The 22,809-nt window shown below is 44.5% G+C and carries 15 protein-coding genes; 4 read left to right on the top strand and 11 right to left on the bottom strand.

Annotation, left to right across the window (positions count from 1 at the left end; translation table 11 throughout):
• Window positions 1–150: 150 nt before the first annotated feature.
• Window positions 151–1,602, top strand: a complete 1,452-nt coding sequence (locus ACBP55_RS10095) for an IS1182 family transposase (protein WP_464644886.1) — start codon at window positions 151–153, stop codon at window positions 1,600–1,602.
• 382 nt (window positions 1,603–1,984) lie between these two features.
• Here ACBP55_RS10095 and ACBP55_RS10090 read toward each other — a convergent pair whose 3' ends face one another.
• The 11 genes from ACBP55_RS10090 to ACBP55_RS10040 form a co-directional block, all read right to left on the bottom strand.
• The gene (locus tag ACBP55_RS10090; protein WP_464651221.1) at window positions 1,985–2,656 is read right to left on the bottom strand and encodes an ABC transporter ATP-binding protein; all 672 of its coding nucleotides are present in this window, start codon (window positions 2,654–2,656) and stop codon (window positions 1,985–1,987) included.
• Window positions 2,657–2,719: 63 nt separating this feature from the next.
• Entirely contained in the window at window positions 2,720–3,301 is a 582-nt protein-coding gene (gene sigK, locus ACBP55_RS10085; protein ID WP_464653278.1) for an RNA polymerase sporulation sigma factor SigK, read from the bottom strand.
• A gap of 273 nt (window positions 3,302–3,574) precedes the next feature.
• Window positions 3,575–7,279 (bottom strand): CBM96 family carbohydrate-binding protein, encoded by a 3,705-nt coding sequence (locus ACBP55_RS10080; protein ID WP_464651220.1) that lies wholly within the window; start codon window positions 7,277–7,279, stop codon window positions 3,575–3,577.
• Window positions 7,280–7,576: 297 nt separating this feature from the next.
• Window positions 7,577–9,451 carry a heparinase II/III domain-containing protein gene (locus ACBP55_RS10075; protein WP_464651219.1) on the bottom strand — a complete coding sequence of 625 codons (1,875 nt, stop codon included), beginning with the start codon at window positions 9,449–9,451 and terminating at the stop codon, window positions 7,577–7,579.
• Between the two features lie 83 nt (window positions 9,452–9,534).
• Window positions 9,535–10,527, bottom strand: a complete 993-nt coding sequence (locus ACBP55_RS10070; RefSeq protein WP_464651218.1) for an aldo/keto reductase — start codon at window positions 10,525–10,527, stop codon at window positions 9,535–9,537.
• A gap of 250 nt (window positions 10,528–10,777) precedes the next feature.
• On the bottom strand, window positions 10,778–12,373 hold the full coding sequence (locus ACBP55_RS10065; RefSeq protein WP_464651217.1) for a response regulator transcription factor: 1,596 nt from the start codon (window positions 12,371–12,373) through the stop codon (window positions 10,778–10,780).
• A gap of 26 nt (window positions 12,374–12,399) precedes the next feature.
• Entirely contained in the window at window positions 12,400–14,121 is a 1,722-nt protein-coding gene (locus ACBP55_RS10060) for a sensor histidine kinase (RefSeq protein ID WP_464651215.1), read from the bottom strand.
• Between the two features lie 104 nt (window positions 14,122–14,225).
• Window positions 14,226–15,584, bottom strand: coding sequence for an ABC transporter substrate-binding protein (locus ACBP55_RS10055; RefSeq protein ID WP_464651213.1), 1,359 nt, complete (start codon window positions 15,582–15,584; stop codon window positions 14,226–14,228).
• A gap of 109 nt (window positions 15,585–15,693) precedes the next feature.
• A complete protein-coding gene (locus tag ACBP55_RS10050) occupies window positions 15,694–16,524 on the bottom strand; it encodes a carbohydrate ABC transporter permease (protein WP_464651211.1) in 831 nt (276 codons plus the stop codon).
• A 15-nt stretch (window positions 16,525–16,539) separates the two neighbouring features.
• A complete protein-coding gene (locus ACBP55_RS10045) occupies window positions 16,540–17,475 on the bottom strand; it encodes a carbohydrate ABC transporter permease (RefSeq protein ID WP_464653277.1) in 936 nt (311 codons plus the stop codon).
• 298 nt (window positions 17,476–17,773) lie between these two features.
• Window positions 17,774–18,820, bottom strand: coding sequence for a glycoside hydrolase family protein (locus ACBP55_RS10040; protein WP_464651209.1), 1,047 nt, complete (start codon window positions 18,818–18,820; stop codon window positions 17,774–17,776).
• A gap of 617 nt (window positions 18,821–19,437) precedes the next feature.
• On the opposite strand from ACBP55_RS10040, the gene ACBP55_RS10035 reads away from it, so the two are divergent.
• From ACBP55_RS10035 to ACBP55_RS10025, 3 genes are read left to right on the top strand one after another with little or no spacing between them, the layout of a single operon-like run.
• The gene (locus tag ACBP55_RS10035; RefSeq protein ID WP_464651208.1) at window positions 19,438–20,358 is read left to right on the top strand and encodes an ABC transporter permease; all 921 of its coding nucleotides are present in this window, start codon (window positions 19,438–19,440) and stop codon (window positions 20,356–20,358) included.
• A 2-nt stretch (window positions 20,359–20,360) separates the two neighbouring features.
• Window positions 20,361–21,239 carry a carbohydrate ABC transporter permease gene (locus ACBP55_RS10030; protein ID WP_464651207.1) on the top strand — a complete coding sequence of 293 codons (879 nt, stop codon included), beginning with the start codon at window positions 20,361–20,363 and terminating at the stop codon, window positions 21,237–21,239.
• Window positions 21,240–21,288: 49 nt separating this feature from the next.
• Entirely contained in the window at window positions 21,289–22,806 is a 1,518-nt protein-coding gene (locus ACBP55_RS10025) for an extracellular solute-binding protein (protein WP_464651205.1), read from the top strand.
• Window positions 22,807–22,809 lie beyond the last annotated feature (3 nt).

Below are 22,809 nucleotides of genomic sequence, written 5' to 3'. Positions count from 1 at the left end.
CTCTCCGCCGCATAGAAAAGAACCCCCAATAAATGTGAGGCCACTGAAAAAGTAAAACCAAACAAAGGTGTAGTATTCTCGCGAAAAATGTGAGGAGACTGCACCTTTTTCTTGTATACTTTTATTATCATTGGAATAAGGGTGAGTCGAGTGATCCAAAAACAACAAACTTTGCTGTTAAGTCCTTATGTTGAACTCTATAATTTGATTGTGCCTAAGGATAATTTGCTTCGACAAATAAATGAACTCGTGGATTTTACATTCATATACGAAGAACTTCAGGTAAATTACTGTCTCGATAATGGTCGTAATGCCATTGATCCAATCCGAATGTTTAAATACTTGTTGTTGAAAGCTATTTTCGATTTGTCCGATGTGGACATTGTTGACCGTTCTCGTTACGATATGTCCTTCAAATATTTTCTTGGAATGGCGCCAGAAGACCCTGTTATGGATCCTAGTTCCTTGACCAAATTTCGCAAACTTCGTTTGAAAGACATGAATTTGCTGGATTTGCTCATTCAGAAAACTGTGCAACTTGCCACCGAAAAGGGAATTATTAAGAGCAAGGCTATTATTGTTGATGCCACCCACACCAAAGCGCGTTACAACCAGAAGTCTCCTCAAGAAATCTTGCAGGATCGGGCACGTAAGGTGCGCAAAGCTCTCTATATGATAGATGAAAGCTTAAAGGGCAAGCTCCCAGCCAAAAATACCAATGCAGATTTGAAAGATGAGATCAGTTATTGCCAAAAACTCATACATACCGTAGAAAATGAGCTAGGTATTGCTTTAGTGCCCAAACTTCAAGAGACCCTCAACATGTTGAAGGAAACCGTTCTAGATGATGTAGAGCAGCTTCGAATTTCAGAAGATGTTGACGCACGGGTTGGGCACAAGAGTGCGGACTCCGCTTTTTTTGGGTACAAGACACATCTGGCCATGACCGAGGAACGAATTATTACAGCAGCCATCGTTACAACAGGTGAAAAGAACGACGGTAAGCAACTACAAGAACTCATTGAAAAAAGTAAAGTGGCAGGCATGGATGTCCGAACAGTGATCGGCGACATGGCGTACTCGGAGAAGGACAATCTCATCTACAGCAATACAAACCATATTGAATTAATAGCCAAACTGAATCCCGTGGTTACCCAGGGAAACCGGAAAAAAGAAGAGGAGTTTGAGTTTAACAAAGACGCAGGTTTGTATGTTTGCAAAGCAGGTCATTTGGCGACGCGAAAAGCGAGGCAGGGGAAAAAAGGTGTCAGCAAGAACCAAGTGACTACCTATTATTTTGATGTGTCGAAATGTAAGCGATGTCCTCTTCGGGAAGGGTGTTACAAGGAAGGAGCCAAGTCAAAGAGCTACTCCGTCAGCATAAAGTCCGACGAACATTCCGACCAAATGGCATTTCAAGAGAGTGAAGATTTCAAAGCGAAGTCGAAAGAACGCTACAAAATTGAAGCGAAGAACAGTGAATTGAAGCACAGACACGGGTATGATGTAGCCACTTCCGCGGGTCTATTAGGTATGGAACTTCAGGGAGCAATGGCGATTTTTGCGGTGAATCTAAAACGAATCTTGAAGCTAAATGATTAAAATTGAAAGTCCCAAAAGGCCAAAAACAGCGAAAGAAGACATCGACCACTTAGGAGGATGTCTTCTTTTTTCTGTAAATGAACCACCAATTAAACTAAAAGGCTAGTTCTTCAGTGGCCTCATAAATGTTAGGGTTATTTTTCCAAGTTATGTGTGAATTATGCTGACCATTATCTTACTTAAAAATAAGAGCTGCCGCGAAGCAAACCCCTCAACTACCCACAAAATTTCACTCTTGCAATGAGTTTAATTTACTTCAATAAACGAGCATGCCAATCATGAAGTTCCTCAAAGTCCAGAATACATCATTCTTCATTATTAAAAGATCAAAAGCCCTACGTTTTTATCGTAAGGCCGATCTTTGTTACTAATATTGTTCATTTCAATTAACTAACCTTCCATCTCTAAACCTAACAATTCGCTTCGCCTGCTCCGCAACTTGCCGATCATGTGTTATCACAATAGTCGTCCTGCCCTGCTCATTCAACCGCCTGAAAATATCCATAATCTCCACACCTGTCTTCGAGTCTAACGCCCCCGTTGGCTCATCCGCCAATATAATTGGAGGATCTCCCGCCAACGTGCGCGCAATCGCCACACGTTGCTGCTGTCCGCCAGACAGCTCCGAAGGAAAGTGCTTCCTGCGATCTAGCAAATCCACGGCTTCCAAAGCTTGCAAGACAAGTGGCTCTCGCTGTTTTCTCGATAGTCCGCGATATATCAATGGTAGTTCCACATTCTCATATGCGCTTAATCTCGGCAGCAGATTGAAGCTCTGGAAAACAAATCCGATCTTCCGATTCCGAATCTCAGCCAGTTGTGTGTCTTTCAGCGCGTGAATCTGCTTTCCATCTAGCACATATAGGCCTTCATCCGAAACGTCCAAACAGCCGATGATGTTCATCAGCGTGGACTTGCCCGAGCCTGACGGACCCATAATAGCGACAAATTCGCCCTGTACAATATCCAGCGAAATGTCATCTAGGGCACGGATTGTCTCCCAGCCCATATAGTAAAATTTACTCACATGCTCAATTTGGATTAAGGCTGTCATTGTCTTCGCCCCCCATTATTTGAAACCAAATAAATGAAGAATACGATACTCCAACCTAACGACTTACCGCTTCGCCTTATAAAACTCATGATACAGCTTCATGAGCGCCCTTTTTTCAATCCTTGATACGTAACTCCTCGAAATCCCCAGTTCCTTCGCAATCTCCCTCTGCGTCCGCTCTTCTCCCCCCAGCTCCAATCCAAACCGCCCAACCACGACTTCCTTCTCTCGGTCGTCCAAAATCTCCAAGTTCCGATATATTTTGCTCTTCTCTATCTTGAGCTGCACCTTATCCACTACATCATCCGCTTCTGTCCCGAGGATGTCGATCAATGTAATTTCATTCCCCTCTTTGTCCGTTCCGATGGGATCATGCAGGGACACATCTTTGCGCGTTTTCTTAAGCGAGCGCAGATGCATAAGTATTTCGTTTTCGATACAGCGAGCCGCAAACGTCGCGAGCTTGGTCCCTTTGTTCGGCGAAAACGACTCGATCGCTTTGATCAATCCGATCGTCCCGATCGAGATTAAATCCTCGAGATCTTCCCCTGTATTGTCGAATTTTTTGACATTGTGGACACGAAGCAACGTAAAAACACCTACGCAACTGCCGAATGCCTTGGCAGCTGGAATTGGAAAATCAATGAGGTTTTGGGTTCCTGCAATATTTATTAAACGCCTGCATGGAAGTGCCGCTTCTTTGCCACTTCCAAGTAAATAAAAACTTCTATTCCCGACATTAGGCGTTTACATCAAGTTCCGGTAATCGGGAGTCCCTTCACTTTGTCCGATGCTATGTTTCCGTCGTGACGCTATAACTGCTTCAAAAAGAATTCAGGACGCCGATTGAATAATACAAAAACCGCCTTACTCTCGAGACAGAGATTGGGGCGGTTTTATTATATAACGAAATCAACCTTAGTTGATTATTATTACTGGCCGGTATGAGATGTTTCCGTTCTCCTTGGTGGCATAGCTCACACTTCCGCTCGATCCTTGATTCGTTGGCTGGCTGATACGGATGGACAGCTTTTTATCAGCCGCAAGTGCCGCAATCACCTGATTCGTCACGTCAATCTGGATAGCTGTGCCGACTGCCGGAACGGTCCACGAGGACAGCAAAGTACCTACTGCAGGCTGGTTATTCCATGTAATTGCAGTATCTGACCACGTATTGTCGCTCACTAGATACGCCTCATTCGTAATTCCCGTCATCCCTACGTTTGTCGGCACCAACTGAATCTTGGCGCTTGTCACCAACCCCGTGATCGAAGACAAGTCGAACTTCTCATACGAATATCGGTTATATCCGGTACCGTCCATTTTCACTGTCATTGTCGCCCCGGTGCCAAAATTCGTATTCGCATAAGTGCCGTCGCGAGTGTAAGCGTCATCTGTAGCTGTCAACGACACCTGCGGATTCGGCTGCGGACTCGGCGTCGCGGACAATTCGTTTGAATTGGTGGTTTCACCGGCTCCATTCGTTGCGGATACGACAAAGTAATAAGCCGTTCCGTTCGTCAATCCTGTTACTGTGTAGTTGTTGATATTGCTTACATTCGTAACATTAATCGAATTGGTATAGCTTCCTGACGAAGTTCCATATTTGATCTTGAATCCGGTTGCTCCGTTTACAAAAGGCCAGCTCAGCGTTACCTTCGAATTGTCAACTGTCGAGCTGGACAATGCCGGAGTAGCCGGAAGGAGCAACATAATCGGACGATTCGCAACGGTCGTGTGTTCCTTGGAACCATAGCTTATGTCACTGGTCGATCCCTGATTCGTTGGAGAGGATACTTGCACAGAAAGCAGCTTATCTGCTGCGAGCGCTGTATTCACTTGACTTGTCACATCTAATTGTAATTTCGTTCCAACAGCAGGTACAGTCCAGGAGCCAAGCAGTGTGCTCGCGGCAGGTTTATTATTCCATGTGATGCTCGTTTCGCTCCAAGTATTATCGCTTACTAGATTCGCCTGATTCGTTGTTCCAGTAGCGCCTACGAACGTCGGCACCAACTGTACCTTGGCGTTCCCAACCGCAGCCTTGACCCCGGATAAATCAAATTTCAAATACGAATATCGGTTATATCCAGTATTGTCATTTTTCACTGCCAAGGTCGTACCTGTGCCGAAGTTATTCGCCGCGTAAGAGCCGTCTCGCACATAGGTATCGGCAGCAGGCGAAAGGATTACCGGCCCCAAGTTAAACTTGGCGTTGAACGTTTTTCCAAACACTCCATTCACATTAACAGTCATCTTGATCGTCGGACTAAACTGCGTTACTGTAATTCCCGGATCCAGACTGATCGCACTCGATGCGCTACGGTTAATCTCGATATTAATTGTCCCCGTGTTCGACTGAGTCGGATCGGAAACTCCGACATCGATCTGGTTCGCTGTTTCTTGCGTTGTAACGGATGCCTTCTTGTCACTGGTAATAAAGTTTGTTCCGCTCACGGAAACAGTTTTGGAAGCATCGTTCCAGAAGTTAGCTCCTACAACGTTTAGCGAATTGTCATTCACTGCCTGCGCATCCGTAGAATTCTCCAAGATGGTGAAATCTGGGTTGCTTGCATAGCTTGCCATGTCAGCAGCGGTTTTATTAGGAAGCGTTGCGTACGCATAGGAAGCGTTCGTTGGGTTTACGCCATGCCCCAATGCAAGGCTCAAGAAGTTGTTCGTATAAGAAGTTGTACTTTGCGTAGTGCTCAGATCGCTCCATGCGCCCGTTCTGGACTCACGTAATCCGTATACGTTAGCCCCACCAGGGAAATAGTAACCGATGTCGGATCCGGCTGTGCTGCCAGCCAAATGCGCCCACTGGACATTCGTCATCGTCTCCGACCAGCCGAGTGTGCTCGCTTTGGCGACGCCGTTCACCGTCAGAGCGTTGTCTCCATTACCGTTCAGCTTACGGTTTTCGACGATCGTTTCCACATTAGCGTTGTTGGTGTTTGTAATGCCTGCCCCTAAAGCAACCATTTTATCCCCGAACATAAACCACGATTTCTTGCCCTGCAGCGGACTTCCCGTATTCTGTGAAAGAGAAAACTGCATGCCCGCAGAGCTGTATAGTCCGTCGACCACAGAACCCCCGACCCAAGTATTAGGGTTGGAATAATTCTTCCACTGGATCGGCGTGCCGCTGCCTGTACCGTCTGTTGTCGTACCCGGCAAGCGGTAGCTATCGACAGTTGCCCAATAATTTTGGCTATATTGGTTCAAATCGTTATTGTACAATTGCGTCATGCCAACACCAGTCCACCAAGCCTTCAAATTCTCCCCATTTCCGAATTCAAATGCAGAAATGCGATTGGAAAACATGCTGAGGGCCATGCCGAAGCCGGGACGCAGATGAACAACCCGATCCATGCCGGCAAACACCTGAGTCTTGACTAATTCTCCGCTTGGAATGACCGCTGAATCATTCATAATCGCTTTAAGCAATGTAGTCTGGTAAACCGAAAACGGAAGAATAACACTGACGATTCCATCGGGTAAATCCGTATAGTAGTTGGTGAACGACGTATCCGCCTGAATCCATGCTTTGATCATACTTTTGAAAAGCGCTGCCTTATCTGCAGGCGCGGATTGGGCTAACAGCACGATTGCTCTGACCACGCCTCTTCCTGAATAATGATCTTGTTCCGTTTGTCTGGAAAGTTTCCGGCCGCTTGTCGTGTCCATCATCGCCCCCTTGTAAAGAAGCGGTTGATAGGCATTCGTTACCCAGTCGAATACATTGTTAACTTGAGGGTCTGTAACTGTCCATGTGGAACCGTTAAGAATAAAGAGCAGCTTCGCCATATCGTAAAGTAAAACGACTCCATAACTGCCGGTATACGCCACATAACCATGCTGGACAAAAGAACCGTCGGCATAATATCCGTCTCCGTTGGTCACATTTGGGAAAATATGGCTCAGCGCGTCTCTGCCACCGGCGATCTTCGAGCTCGATTTACCGATAATACCGCGAATAATGAGAACCTGTGCCTTATCCGCTCTGTTCGCTCCCGTTTCCGCAGCATTATTTAGAACCCTATTCGTCGCATTCGGGCACCACTTGTCAATTGCGCTGATATAGTTGCTGATTTGCGCAGCTGATAATTGATCATAGATCATCACCATGATATCGTTCAGTTTTTGAGGAATCCCGATTTCCCAGTCAAACCAATTGTCGATCTCCGTCTTAGTCGCATTATATTTATTAGCATACATCCAATCGAGGCCGCTGATGATATCGCTTGCAAGCGCAGCATTGCCTTGAAGAGAAGAACCGCTAGTTGCATAGGCAGTTGCCATGGCCGATAAGCGAGTATAGTTAGTGGATATCGTAGAGGAACGTGTCCAGTCGGACAAGTCGCTCCAGAGATACGTACGGCCTGTAGCCGTATTCAGAGTAGTCCAATAATTGTTCGCTGTCGTATCGATAAGATTGATTTCTGCCGCTATATCCGGATCCGCAGGATCATAAGAAGACCCCAGCAAGAAAGTCTGCCACTTTGCTCTTAGACCGTCATATTCGTCCGCAGCTTTTGCAGGCGGGACAAACGAGAACATAGACAATATCATTGTTAAAATTAAAAAGATGGCTAAGAGCTTGCTTTTGAAGTTGGTAACCACGAGTAATCAGCTCCTTTTTTGTAATCGTTTCCATTTTGTTCAAAAAAACAATTGCCTTTCCGTTACGAAAAGTTGTAGATCACCCCCTTTAAACTAAACCATTTTAATTACCACTTCAATATGAATACGCTTACAATATTGTTAAAAAAGAACTTCATTTCCACTATTTCAATCTCTCTATCCATGTTTTTGGTGTCTGTTTCTTGGTATAACCTGACCCTTCATTTCCAGCGAAATAAAGAGTCAAAGTCATATCCATGAGCGCCCGCTTCTTTTATAAATTTGGTTTTTTCATTGTCATATATCTCCGAGATGAATTGGCTTTATTCGAAGTACATGGATCCCTTTGCTAACAGGATTTAAGATTCGCAGCTGAATTCGGAACAAACTGTCACCCCAGACGAGCCGCAGCTTCTCATCCTCTAACCCGATTTGCTCATAGGAAACGTCATATCGATCTCCGTCATAGGCGATGTCCACACCGGTACCCTCCGGGCACCGCAACTGGATTGTGTGCGCATCTAACATCAGGGGTTCATATAGGGTGATCAGGTTCAGGACAATGGAATCCGATGGCTGCCTCATGTGAAAATCATCTACAATTTCTACGTATGACTCTTTAAGTCGCTGAAGCCGGAGCGTCCGTCTCCAGTATGAAATGCCCGCTTCCGCCGGGTAGGCCGTAGCGATATCCATAGACAGCTCCGCGCTCTCTTCATCCGAACGGTAGACAACCTCAGTCGCTTTAAAGTCGCCGCCCTCCTTTTGCTGAATACCGGAAACCGTAGGAACATTGTGATAAGCAGACTGCATCGTCCAAATTTCATAGCGTTGATCGCTGAACGTCTTGGCCGTATAGGTTTCCACCCCAACGTCAATCAGCATCGGCTTCCCGTCAGCGTAAACAATAAATTGGCCGATATCGTTATGATTATGGCTTTCGTTATTATTTCCGCCCTTCGCAGCGAGGAACAACCCTTGCGATGTACCGTCTTTTTCTCGAGCCGTCATAAATTGAATCCCCGGAAGCCAAACATCTCTTAAGTACGATTCCTCTTTGGGAACCGCTGTCTCGCCCTTGCCGAACAGTGCAGGGAGCTCACGCTGAAGAGATAATACCCAATCTTCCGTATCGTGCTGCTTGGCAAAGCCGAAGCTTGCCAAGGTATGATCTTGAATTCGCTTGCCATAGCGGTATACGACATCCCCATTGATTTGCAGCTTGGCGCTGCAGTCAGCAAAGTTGACAAAATAGTCTTCGGCAATATGAGCGCGTACAATGTAGCGACCGATTTCTTGAATCAAGGGAACGTCAAACACGTTCATTCTACCGCCCGTTGCCAAGTATAAAAGTTCCAAGCAATCGAATAACGAACCGCCTGCACGATCCCAATAGTGCGGACCTTCGTCACATCCGCCATCCTCATTATATCCCCCGATAAACTGATCGAGGCTGCGCATGATTTTCGTTACCGCCATCACGCGCCTTTCTTTGTCATCTATCATTAACAAAAAAGCGGACAAGCAGTTGGAGTTTACCCACGGATTCCAGTTGTTCACTTTTCTGCTGCCAAACCCCATCCACCAGAAATCATCCCGTTCGAGATAAGCGTCAAGAATTCGCCGATTCATTTCGGCTTGGAGCCGGTTGCACACCCGAACCGTAACTTGATCCAACGGTTGTTTAAGCAAATAATACGTCCACGAAAGAAGATCAGCCGTCTCGCCGGCGGCAAGATCAATGATCGGATCTTCTGCGTCAGGCAGCGGTTCGCCGGCGCTTTTGTTGGAAATATATGTGTGAGCCGGAATACACCAGGTCGTCTCCTCGCAAATCGCCCAAATGCCATTAATGATGGCATCCAGAAAACGGCCCTGGCCTTCCGCGCATTCCGCAATAACCAATCGGGCAAGATTTTTTCTCCGATCCCAATAGATGGATTCATATCCTCTCCGGTCTCCGCTGCGCTTGAAATCCATAAATTTCGTGGCCGGAAGAATCGGCCATTCGTATGAAAGAGCGAGTTCCCCTGCCGTATTCCACCTTGTTCGAACATCTTCAGGAAGCTGATTCCATCGCTCCCGGTCAACCGCTTTTGGATAAGGATTAAATTGACCTTTATCTAGTAACAATTCCATAATCTCAATATGACCAAAGCGCTCAGCTAGCATGTCTCAAACCTTCTCCTTTTATTGCAGTCATATAAATTCAAAATGGTGTGTTCTCAACTAACGTTGGAACAGACCCATTCTGTTTATAATCCTAATATGTCATCAATCCATCTGAGCTCGTCTCTAGAAAAACCAGCGCAATCCAGCGCGTTTATCGCGTCCTTGATCTGACTCACTTTGCTCGCACCTATTAAGGCCGAAGTTACTCTGCCGCCACGCAATACCCATACTAACGCCATTTGTGAAAGTTTTTGCCCGCGTTGCCTCGCTATGGCCTCAAGCATAATCACTTTCTTCACCACATCTTCCGTCAACTCTTCCGGCTTCAGGAAAACACTGGGTCCATTCGCTCGGGAATCGGCCGGAATACCATTGACGTATCTGTCCGTCAATATCCCTTTAGCCAGAGGAGAAAATGCGATACATCCCACCTTTTCCTGTTCAAGCACATCCAGCAATCCCTCTTCAATCTTTCGTTCCAGCATCGAATACCGCACTTGATGAATCAGACAAGGCGTTCCCATAGTCTTCAATATACCAACTGCCTTTTGCGTTTGTTCCGGAGAATAGTTGGACAGCCCTACGTAAAGCGCCTTCCCTTGCTTAACCAGCTGATCCAGTGCCGCCATCGTTTCTTCCAGCGGAGTATCAGGATCCGGACGATGATGATAAAAGATATCTACGTATTCGAGCTGCATCCGCTTTAAGCTTTGATCCATACTCGCAATCAAATTCTTTTTGGATCCCCACTCACCGTAAGGACCAGGCCACATATAATAACCGGCTTTGGTGGAAATGACCATTTCGTCCCTGTAGCTTCGGAAATCATCCCGCAGAATCCGCCCGAATGTCTCTTCCGCCGAACCGGGCGGAGGACCGTAATTGTTCGCTAAATCGAAATGGGTGATGCCCAGATCGAAAGCGCTCCTTATCATGTTACGGCCATTTTCAAAAGAATCGATGCCTCCGAAGTTATGCCACAGTCCCAGCGAAATGGCGGGCAGCTTTATACCGCTGTATCCGCTTCTATTATACCGCATGGAGTCGTATCTCCGGTCATATGCCTGATAAGTCATAGAATTCCCTCCCTGAGTATCCAAATTATACGTCCATTGTACAACCTGGAATGCAAATCAAGGTGTATCGCCATATCTCTGAGTCATTCCAAGTAATGATGATTTCATCCTCTCATTATAAAAAATAATTTGCATTTTGATGTGAATGATTTTTACCATTATGAGCAAATCCTTTACTTTTTTTCTACTGCCTCTCAATATATAAAAAAAGACGTGTACAGTCTGTACTGTACACATCAATTACATTCTATTAAATCTTCCCAGCCTTCCCTTTATAGTCAACCGGGCTTATTCCGTTATATTTCTTAAAAACCTTCGAAAAATAGGTTCGGTCTGAATAACCGAGCTTGGCTGCGATCATTTCGATCGTCAGCTCTCTGTTTTTTAACATTTGATGCGCAATATTCATCTTATAATGGTGTACATAATCAGTGAAGTTGAGCCCAGTCATTTTTTTGAAGAACCTCGAAAAGTAACTCGGATTCAAATACAAATGATTAGCGATTGCGACCAAGGAAATATTTTCGGACAGATGCTCCAAAATATAACGATCAATCATTTGCTGCTTGTGTTTATCAATCCCTTTTGTTTCTTCTGAATCAACTTCGAGCATGATAGCACGAACCCGTTCTTTTACACTTTGCAATGTCTCTTGCATGCGCACTGTCTTTTCTAAGTCTGAGTGAAATGAGGAATGATCCTTGTCATAACCTGACTCACTCTCTAATAGTCGTACCCATTGGGATATGTGAGAGATGAATGAAAAAGGCGATGACCTTTCAGCTGTCGCTCGCTCCGCCACGCTATCCAAAACATCTGAAATGGCGACTATATCTTCATCACGATACGCATGAAGCAGCTTTTCTTTATAGTTCTCCCCTTTAGTCTCGAACTCATTAAACGTTAAGCTGGAAAATTTGGATGGCATCTTATGGAGCGAAGCTCTTTCATAATAAAGTCCTAAATTGTGCTGCTTCAGTTCTCCATAAGTCTTGACAATTCCCGTTAAACCGTGAAACTCATAGCTGAACACAATACAGGTATCAAGCCTTAGATACTTTTCAGCCTTGCTCTGCAGATCTAATGCAAATAGACGAAATGACTCAGCAGGGTTGACAGCCAAATTATGACGATAATTCATTACGCAATGTAACTCCAGCCCCTCATCGGCAAAAACTGAAATTCCATCCATGCTATTAGCTAACTCTTGAGCAATGTTATATAACCCATAGTAGATAAGCTGCTTGTCCTTTAAACCGTAGCTTCTCATTAGTGAAGAATAATCAATATGGATCAATCCAAGCATATAGGAGGGTTCTTTCCACTCGATCCCGAGTCTCCTGCCCGAGTTTAAATTCATTTCCGAATGGTCCCCAGAGACGATTTGCTTCCAAAATGAACGCTTAAGCAAATCCCGGTTTCTGGCTATTTCCTCTTGATAGGACAAGCTTTCAGTGCTTACGTTCATTAAACCTAGGAGCTTGATTGCTTTTTCGACGCTTTGCTTAAGCGTACCTGACGTCAACTCGTCCTTAATTAAATAATCATCTGCATTTAATTTGACTGCTTTCCGAGCATAATGGAAATCTTCGTGACAGGTTAGAAAAATGATCCTTACATTAGAATTCAGCATTTTAAGCTGTTCGGAAAGTTCGATTCCGTCCATTTTCGGCATACCTATATCGGTAATAACAAGATCCGGCTTCGTTTCTTGAAACAATTGCAATGCTTTGGCTCCCGAATGAGCGGTCGCCACGACTTGCAAGTTTAGACCATTCCATGGAATTAGATTGAGTAAATATTTAATCATCGGAGCATCGTCATCTACGAGCATTACTTTAAACATGTTATGCGCTCCTTTGCTTGATTTCTTTATATGATTGGAAAATGTAAAATAAACGATACCCCGCCAAACTCATTGGAGCTAATGTCCATTTTGGCTTCTACGCCATATGTTAATCTAAGCCTATTATACACATTAGCCAACCCGATACTTTTGTTAGAAGCTTCTGGTTCGATTCCTGATTGCAAAATCCTGTATTGTAACTGACTCATTTCCATCTTAGTCATTCCAATTCCATTGTCTTTTACTTCAATCAGGCACTTCTCACAAACTTTCTTAACGTTAATCCAAATTGCCGCATGATCCGGAATCTCGGAAAAACCATGAAGAATAGCGTTCTCGACCAAAGGTTGCAGCAGTAGTCGCGGGATTTCAATGTCCTCCATCTCAATTTCAAGATTGATATGAAGCTGAATTCGCATATTATTTCGCATCTGCATAATTTCCACATAATCTTCTAATAACTTGCATTCTTGTTTTAAATAGCACGTCTCATTAACGCGCATGTAGGCCCTAAGCAAGCTCATTAATGCATTAATTTGCCTGCTGTTTGCAGAGTCCCCTTCCGATATTAAATTGCATTTAATCGAATTCAGCGTATTCAGCAGAAAATGCGGCCGGATTTGCGAGAACAAGGCATCAAGTTCAATAATCCGTTTCTCTTCTTGCTCCTGTTCGACTTCTGTAATGAGCAAGTTAATCTGATCAAGCATCTGATTAAAGGCCTTACCAAGCACAGCAACTTCGTCTGTCCCGTTAACTGGAAAGCGAATAAGCCTGTTACCGCCTCCGAACTGCTCTGCTGTTTTTCGAAGCTTGTTTAGGGGAGTATGAAGTGTTTTGGCGATGAAAAACGATATGATGATAAAAGCCAGTATACACAAAGATAGGATGATTGCATAAAAACTGAACAAACGCGAAATTTCCGCAGTAATTTCTTGGGAAGAGAACTGGTAAACAAGCCTCCATCCTGTTCTAGGAATGCTAGTCTGTACTTCCAATTCATGCTTTAGTTCCAGCTTCGCAATCTCCTGCGGATACTGGTAAATCAGCTCATTATCAGCCGTATACAGCTTAAATTGCCCTGTACCGCCTCTGGAAAATGTACGTTCGAAATATTTATTGGGAATGCCAACATACAGTGTACCAATCTCCTCTCCAGTATCAGGATCATTAATCGCTTTCACTGCAAAATAGAATGATTCCTGCTCGTTACTGTACACTTGCTTTAAATTTTCAACTTTCAGCCAACGAATTGGAATCGTTCCTATATTGTTATTCTTATCGGAATCCTTTAATTGGGACAACCTTCGGATTAAATCCGGATATTCCAATACATTGTTAATAGCATAGGTAATAAAATGGCTTTTGTTAACGTAAAACACTTGTGCATTGAGCCCCGATGTTTTGGAAAAAGCCATATCCAGCGATTCGGAGATTCGTTTACTTGTAAAGTAATCCTTGGAAGAATCCAACTTTTGAACATCCTTAAAGGCAAGCAAATCGCTGAATGAACTGCTGCCCTCATTGCTGAATAAATTCGAAGCATAAATGATATCTTCCACATTCTTATTCAAATCGGATGAAATGACATTAACCACATTCTGGTTGGAAGCATGTACTTTGTCGATGATCATGCTTTTTATCAAAAAATAAGACAATACGGAGAAAATAGCTAACGGAAGCATGATTAAAATAATGAACGATATTTGTGTTTTCCTGTAAAATGAAAATCTCACGAGCCAATTCATGCTTACCTCTCCAGTCCTTACTTCACTTTGATATAATATAACATAGATCAAACGATTGATTTAAAAAAATGAAAGGCAGCCATTATATGGCCGCCTCGTAACACCTATTTTTTGTTTTGCTGAATAATTTTATTCGCATCATCGATCATTTTTTTCTGCGCTTGTTCAGGAGTTAAATTATCAAGTAAGAATGTGCTCAATCCATTTTCCAAAACAGTCTTCAATTGGCTGGAATATACCATTGAATAGCTTGGATCGTAGATGGATTTAACTCGCTTGTCAAACAAAGTTGCTTTCAGGGAGTCAGCATCGATTAAATTCGCATCGTCACCGATAATTGCCTTGAGGACTTTGTCTTTATCCGCTGTTTTCAGGCCTGGGAGATCTGTAATGACGTCTGTTTGCTGCGACACATATTTTACGAATTCATAAGCTTCTTGCTTATGTTTGGAGCTCGCTCCTACACTTAAATAGGTGCCGCCGAGATTGGATGTTCCGATCTCTGTACCTTTTCCGACTGGCATTGGTGCGAATACGGTTTTAAACGCATGCGGGAATTTCGCTTTATCTCTAATCGGACCGGTAATGAAGTTAGCCGTTGGAATCATAGCTGCTTTGCCACCCAGGTATTCGGTGTCGTAACGCAGCTTGCCGCCGATGATATCCGAGTAAGCCTTAGCCGATTGATCATCCTTCTCCATCGCACGGCGAAGATTAAAGAAAGTTTTAAACGTGTCGTTACCGAATACTGGCGTTTGATCTTTTGTTAAGTATGGATGAGGCAGGTCGGTATAAGCCAGCATATCCGCGTATTCGCCCCAAGTGTGGAAGAATGCACCGTATTGCTTGCTGTCTCCGCTACCCTTCGTCATCTTCTTCGCGTAGTCGCGGAAGTCATCCCATGTCCAGCCCCAAGTCGGTACAGGTAATTTAGCGGCATCCAATGCGTCCTTGTTAATTGCCACCAACCATTGTTGAGAATTGAACTCCAATCCGTACACTTTACCTTGGTTTTTAGGTGTCATGTAATACGTTTCGTCAACATTGATTGCATCTTTTTTCAGGTATGCATCCAGTGGCTCCAACACACCACGGGCTGCACGCTCAGAAACGAAGTCTACATGTGTAAAGGGAGCAACGTCAATTGGTTCTCCCGATGCGGCCATAAGGTCAAGTTTCTTGTAATAATCAACGGAACTCCCATTGTTCACTAATGGCACAATTTCTACGTGGATATTCGGAAATTTCTTCTCGAAATTAGCAACGATTTGGTTGTCTGTGTCTTTCGTGTTCCAATACGTTAAGTACTGAATAGTTACCTTTTTCGCAGCTTCTGGGCTAGCTGCCGTCGTCGCTCCTGCTGCTGGAGAACTGCTTGATTTAGATTCCCCTTGATTGTTACCGCAACCGGCTAGTAGTGCGACTGTAATTCCGGAAGCTAACATCATTTTAGTGACTTTCATGTTTGTTTCCCCCTATGCGTATATTTGCTTGCTTACAAAATCATTGTAAACGCTTATTTTACTTCGTTGTGTGCACTATTTCGACAAGAATGTGCACTATTTTGTTTTGTTATCCTTTTACTCCGCCGCCGGCAATTCCATTGATGACTTGTTTTTGTAAGAGAATAAAGATAATAACTAACGGAATGATTGCTGAAACTGAAGCCATCATCGTTACAGCGTAGCTAGCAGCGTATTCATCTTTAAAAGCTCCCATGCCCAGCGGGATTGTAAATAATTTTTTGTTCATCAAGAAGATCAGCGGATTCTGATAATCATTCCACGTCCACAAAAATTTCAGGATTCCAACCGTCGCAACGATCGGCTTAGCCATAGGCAGTGCGATTTGCCAATAGATTCGTAAAAAACCTGCTCCATCGATCTTGGCCGCTTCCACATATTCCTGGTGAATGCTCAACATGAACTGTCTCATTAAGAACGTTAAGGCAATTGAGAAAGCCCCCATCAAAATCAAGGCTTCATGTGTATTGTAGAGACCGAACCATTTGATCATAATAAATCGAGGAACCAATGTCGACTCTGCTGGAACCAGATAAAAAGATAACAATAAGATGAACATCTGATTTTTGAAAGGAAAATTGAGCTTTGCAAATGCAAAACCAGCCATCGACGAGAATAGCAATGTGAGTAATGTCAAAATGACCGCTATTTTCAAGGAGTTGTAGTAATTCAACCCGAATGGAACGGTTCCCATCCACACGGTTTTGAAATTGTTGATAAAATTCCATTGCGTAGGAATCCATTGAATCGGGAACGTCATAACATCTTTTTCAATTTTCGAGGCAGCCGATAACATCCATAGTAATGGCGATAAAAATAAGAGCGATAAGAGCCCCATACATACAGTAATGACAGTCTTTGTTATTGTGGTTGTACCCATCGTTTCACCAACTCTCTAAAATTGTTTCTTTTGAATCCGCCACGTAATAGCAGTTACAACAGAAATAATGAGGAATAAGACCCAAGACAATGCCGATGCATAACCCATTCGGAAGTTTTTAAAACCTTCTTCATAAATATAATACACTAGTACATTTGTGGAGTTATTAGGACCACCCTCCGTCAAAAAGGCAATTAAATCGAAAACTTTGAAGGAAGCGACGATGGATGTGATGCTAAGGAAAAAAGTCGTCGGTCCGAGCAGCGGTATCGTTATACTCAAGAATTTCTGGAACAAGTTCGCTCCGTCGATGGATGCTGACTCGTACAGATCTTCCGGAATATTCGTTAATCCCGCCATGTAGATAACGATGTTATAACCGATATTTATCCATATGGCTACAATAATAATTGCCCAGAGCGCGAAATCTGTGCTTCCTAACCACTTAGGCGGATCGGAAATGCCTAGGCTCATAAGGAAATGATTGACCGGCCCTTGTGATGGGTGGAACAGCGCCGTAAACACGGTAGCCACAGCAACGCCTGTTGCAATATAAGGAATGAAAAAAACGACTTTGAAATACTCCTTGAGGTATACGGCTGAATTGATAATAACCGCAAAAATCAAGCCAAGCGCCATTCCAATCGGCACAGTTACTAGCGTGTAGAGCGCATTGTTCTTTAAAGCGAGGAGTAACTTCTTATCCGTTAGCAACTCTTTAAAATTATCCAATCCAATAAAATGAATGGCTTTTACTCCGCCTACCAAGTTCCACTCCGTAAAGCTCAAATATAGCGAGAATAACAAAGGGAAAACACCTAATAGTATAATGCCAAGAAATTCAGGTGCAACAAACATTAAACCTACAGCAGATTCTCTTCGCTGATTTGTCCAAAAGGATCTTTTACGAACCTTTGGCTGCACCTCTACCTTGTTCGTGTCCAAATTCATTGCCACTCCCACTCACTCCTTCTCCATTTGTTTCACATTTCCCATATATTAAACATAACCATCTATTTTTTTGCCTTAAGAAAAATCCCAATATCTTTTTCTGTATGCTCCCCTTATTCTCTCTCTGCGCGATGGATGTATTGTAATAATAATCAAATCAATAACAAACAACGAGGTATGGATTTTACCCAAGTGTGCATAATGTTTACCTTTTCAGGCTCATTTCGTATCTTTACTCCGAATCGCATGCTACAAAATGACAAAGCAGCCAGGAAAACCTGACTGCTCCAATGAAAGATTATTTCTTTAGAGGGATTACCATGTTCCACGTATTTTCTGCATTTACAAATTCTCCAGGACCATCTGCCGTAGCAAAAAACATATGTGTCGGCTTATTATCTTCAAATAAGATAAATGGCCTTTCCAAGCTTCCCATCACCTGTTCCATTCCATCATCCCACTTTATCATTCGAGTATATGACTTTTGTCCTTCAAGCGCTTCCCATTTCACGCCGTCATTAGATCTTGCGATAATCCCGCCGTGGTACTCCCCGCTAATATTGCCGGTCATATCCTTGGCAATCATTTCATAGCCGCCAGGCACCTGATAAATAAATGGATCCTCCAAATTGAATATCTCAGCAGGGAAGATAGACTCATCCGATAAAGCCGTATAAGGTCCCATATAATGACTAGCACTCGCCACTCCAAAAGACATTTGAAAACTATGCAAAAAAGTCGGATACGGTTTTGACTTGTAGGTTCTAGTCTTGTAAACAAGTAGAACTGAACCGTCTTCATGAATACAGGGTGCCGGATTGGAAGTGAAAAAGTTGTCAAACTTGCTTGGTCTAGGTTGCAAAATGGGTTGATCCAATCTCTCCCACGGCCCAAATATACTCTTTGAAGTAGCAATTCCTATTCGCTTATTGGAGCGCGCTACAATACACCTTGGATCATTCAGGTCAAATTGTTCTTCCGACGATACATCCTTAAAGGGGTGGGTTGACCCCATGTAGTATAAAATGTAAGTGTCCTTATGTTTGAGAATCTGTGGATTGTGAGTGCTTCTTCCGTCCCAATATTCCGCCCCTCTAGAAGGCAATATAACTTCTTCAAATTGATAAGGTCCTTCTGGTTTTTCCGAAACAGCTCGTACAATCTCTGAAGCAACAAGCCAGCCAGGATGCATTGGCAAGTCTTTGGACCATCTTGATGCGAACATATGATATCGATTATCTTCACCTTTTATAACGGAACCGCACCAAACCCAAAATCCTTCCATTCTAAAACCGCCATTTCTTGGCGCGGGCAACATGTTTTCAGAAAGCATCAAAGTATTCACCTACTTCTACCCCCATTATAAATAAACTTTAAATATCTCTTTCCTTTCATCCATCTCGCATTGACCGAGTATCTAATCTTATTATAAAAAACAGTAGACTCATTGAATGTATTTAAATTCTACCTAACTGTGCACTTTCTTTACTCTCTGCTGCGAAAATTGAAATCGGGCTGGAGCTTGTGGATCATCCCACAAGCTCCAGCCCGCTACGATTTAATATGGTATCAGACACGATAAGTCTTCTTACTTACTGAGATGTGTGAAATTCCAGAATTTAATGGAATTGTTCCATAATTCGTTAAACGGTTTGTTGCAGAATACATTAGAAATTGAAAAAACGTTATTACTTATACAAGCGGGTCAGGCATTTACGATAATGCCTGACCCGCCTTTTGTTATCAATAGAAACGTATTCCGTCGATCCGGACGTACATTCCCCATAAAAGTGCAATCGGTCAAAATAGTGCAAGACAGTCCAGTATCCCCGTCAAAAATGTGCAATTGGCGGGAAGTCCGCCTTCGTCTATGATCGATTTTGTCGCTGTCCGTAAAGCAGACGTCAGCATCACCGGATTGCGGCAATACCAAACAATGAAATGGACGAAAGGGTGTGTAAAATGAATGACGGAGCCGTCAGGCGTGTCTCACGAAACCTGATCAAAGACAAATACTTGTATATGCTAGCGCTCCCCGGCATCCTCTTCTTTATCCTATTCAAATATGTGCCGATGTGGGGGGTTATCATTTCGTTTCAGGAGTATTCGCCGTATTTAGGCTTCTGGAACAGCCCGTGGGTCGGGTTCGAGCATTTCCAACGTTTCTTCTCCCATCCCGATTTTTGGACACTGTTTCGCAATACGATCGCGATCAACGTGCTCAACCTGCTGTTCTTTTTTCCGTTGCCGATCATCCTATCGCTTTTGATGAATGAACTGAGGAGCGAACTGTTCAAACGAACGATTCAGACGATCGTCTATTTGCCGCATTTTTTCTCTTGGGTCATTATCGTCGGCATAACGTTCCTGTTACTGTCTCAATCTGAAGGAATAGTCAATAAGCTGCTGGCGGCGGGTGGTATGCAGAAAATCGATTTCTTAACGAACCCGGACGGATTCTGGCTGCTTTTGACGGCGCAGTCCATTTGGAAGGATGCCGGATGGGGAACCATCATTTTTCTTGCGGCTATCGCTGGTGTGGACCCGCAACTTTATGAATCGGCTAAGATGGATGGGGCAGGACGGATTCGTCAGATGTGGAATATTACGCTGCCGTCTATCCGAAACGTGATTGTTATTTTGCTAATACTGCGAATTGGGCATATGATGGACGTCGGATTCGAGCATGTGTTTTTGATGATGAACGGCGCCGTGTCTGAGGTGGCGGATGTTTTCGAAACCTATGTGTACAGAGTCGGCGTACAGCAAGGGCAGTTCAGCTTCAGTACGGCTGTCGGCGTATTTAAATCGGTCGTCGGGCTAATCCTCGTCGTCCTTTCCAATAAAGCTGCCAAAAAACTCGGTGAGGAAGGAGTCTATTAATCATGCCGAAACAACCGGGTGATCGGCTGTTCGCCATCGTGAATGCTACGGTGTTGTCTTTAGTCGGCCTATGCGCCTTATTTCCGCTCTACTATGTTTTTGTCGTCTCTTTCACCGATCCGGTGGAGTATGTATCTCGCGGCTTCGTTCTGTTCCCCGAAAAATGGAGCCTTCTGTCGTACCGCTACTTGCTATCTACCAAGTTGTTCATAAGCGCGATCAGTGTTAGCGGCTTCCTGGCAATTGTAGGCACGGTGCTCAGCCTGATCGTGACGTCGATGTTTGCCTATACGCTTTCGCGCAAACGTTTTATGGGCAAAAAGGGCTTGTTGTTGCTTGTGTTACTGACGACGTTGTTCTCCCCCGGCATCATACCGAACTATTTGCTCGTTCGTGAGATGGGACTCATTAACAGCATTTGGTCGCTAATTATTCCATCGCTCACGAGCGGCTGGTACGTGCTGCTGATGAAAGGCTTTTATGACAGTCTGCCGGAAGGGCTGGAGGAAGCGGCTACGATCGACGGCTGCAACGACGTGCAAATTTGGATTCGCATCATGCTGCCGCTTTCGCTTCCTGCTATGGCCGCTTTCGGGCTGTTTTACGCGGTTGGGTACTGGAATACGTTTTTCAACGCGATCCTTTATATCAACAAGCCGGATTTGTGGCCGCTTCAAGTGGTTCTGCGCAATATGCTGATCGACGCTTCCACTTCGGCAGGCGGGACAGTTGCACAGGAGCTTGTAGGCGATATCCAGATGCCATCGGAAACGCTCAAAATGGCGGCGGTCGTAATCGCGACCGTACCAATTGTTGCCGTCTATCCTTTCCTGCAAAAGCATTTTGCCAAAGGTGCGATGGTAGGTTCTGTAAAGGGCTGACACCGTTATTCTTTTATCATAAACTTATACAATGAGGAGTTGGGTTATCGTGAAGTTGAAACGTTCAGTAACAACAAGTTTGATCGGTGTCTTTTGTTTCACCGCGATATTGACGGGCTGCGGCAAAAGCGAATCGGGCGAAGGGGCTAAATTGGGCGAGAAGGAAAGCGCGACCTCCATCAACATCATGACGCTGTTTACAACGACAGAGCCGCCAAACGAAACAAATCCGCTTCTGACTGAAATCGAGAAAAAGACGAATACGAAACTAAACATTACCTGGAATCCTTCTTCCAGCTATTCCGACAAAGAGAAGGTGACGCTTGCCTCCGGCGATCTTCCTGAATTGATGCTGATCATGGATCCGACTGCGGCACAAGTGCAGACGATGGCGAAGCAAGGCGCATTTTGGGATTTGACGCCATACGTGAAGAACTACAATAACTTGAGCGCATTGCCACAGGAGTCGTGGAAAAATTCGGCGATCGACGGTAAAAATTTCGGCGTGCCTCGGGTTCGCGCCCTGGTCGGGGGCGGCAACTTTCCGATGGTGCGCAAGGACTGGCTCGACAAGCTCGGCATGAAGGTACCGATGACGATGGACGAGATGTTCGAGGTGTTGAAGGCGTTTACCGAGCAGGATCCGGACGGAAACGGAAAAAAAGATACGATCGGTTTCTCCGGTTACGTTACGTCTGAATCGATCGGTACGTTCGCTTGGGTTGAGGACGTATTCAATGGTACACAGGGCAGATGGAAGCTAAAAGATGGCAAGTTGGTCAACACAACGCTTGAGCCAGGTACTCGTGAGGCGCTTATCTGGCTAAATAAGGCGTACACCGCAGGTTATATCAGTCCGGATTTCCCGACCTTGAAGCTCGCGCAGGCGAGAGAGCTGATGACGACCAATAAAGCTGGCGTCTATGCCGATGCGATGAATCCGACCTGGCTGCTGACTGGCCAACTGCGCAAAACGAACCCGAACGCCGATCTGCTGGCGCTGTCCAGCCTAGAGGCCGGTGCGGGCAAATACGTCCCGAAGGGAAGCGGCTTCTACGGTATTTACGCCATTCCGAAGAGCGTACCGGAGGCTAAAACGAAAAAAATATTGCAGTTCTTGGACTACGGGGCTACTGAGGAAGGCTGGACGCTCGGCAATTATGGGCTGAAGGATCTCCATTACACAGAGAAGGATGGGATCAAATCGGCGACTGAGCAGGCGGCCAAGGACGTCGTAGCAAATTTCGGCCAAATTTTCTCGAATCTCGACAAATATCAAAGCGGGTATCAAGCGGGCATTCCTGCCGATTTTTATGATCGAAACAAAAAGATTATCGACGAACGGTCACAAATTGCGATCGCCTCTCCCGCAGACGGGCTTATTTCCGAAACCGGTCAGAAGCTCGGCCCGGACTTTAACAAAAAAATTCAGGACATGAAAACGAAGGTGATCATGGGCCGCGAGCCGATCAAGGCGTGGGACGATATGGTCGAAAAGCTGAAGACGGACTCGGATTTCCAGAAGATCATTACGGAAATGAATGAAGCCTACAAGCAAAAGAAGTAGTAC

This window comes from Paenibacillus sp. WG02 (genome assembly GCF_055396115.1).
Note: the sequence above shows the minus strand (reverse complement) of the source record. Positions and strands in the feature narration are given on the sequence as shown.

Coding starts and splice junctions, on each gene's coding strand:
- ACBP55_RS10090 (WP_464651221.1), bottom strand. CDS start 2,656: ATGACAGCCTTAATCCAAATTGAGCATGTGAGTAAATTTTACTATATG.
- ACBP55_RS10075 (WP_464651219.1), bottom strand. CDS start 9,451: ATGCTAGCTGAGCGCTTTGGTCATATTGAGATTATGGAATTGTTACTA.
- ACBP55_RS10070 (WP_464651218.1), bottom strand. CDS start 10,527: ATGACTTATCAGGCATATGACCGGAGATACGACTCCATGCGGTATAAT.
- ACBP55_RS10065 (WP_464651217.1), bottom strand. CDS start 12,373: ATGTTTAAAGTAATGCTCGTAGATGACGATGCTCCGATGATTAAATAT.
- ACBP55_RS10060 (WP_464651215.1), bottom strand. CDS start 14,121: ATGAATTGGCTCGTGAGATTTTCATTTTACAGGAAAACACAAATATCG.
- ACBP55_RS10055 (WP_464651213.1), bottom strand. CDS start 15,584: ATGAAAGTCACTAAAATGATGTTAGCTTCCGGAATTACAGTCGCACTA.
- ACBP55_RS10050 (WP_464651211.1), bottom strand. CDS start 16,524: ATGGGTACAACCACAATAACAAAGACTGTCATTACTGTATGTATGGGG.
- ACBP55_RS10045 (WP_464653277.1), bottom strand. CDS start 17,475: ATGAATTTGGACACGAACAAGGTAGAGGTGCAGCCAAAGGTTCGTAAA.
- ACBP55_RS10035 (WP_464651208.1), top strand. CDS start 19,438: ATGAATGACGGAGCCGTCAGGCGTGTCTCACGAAACCTGATCAAAGAC.
- ACBP55_RS10030 (WP_464651207.1), top strand. CDS start 20,361: ATGCCGAAACAACCGGGTGATCGGCTGTTCGCCATCGTGAATGCTACG.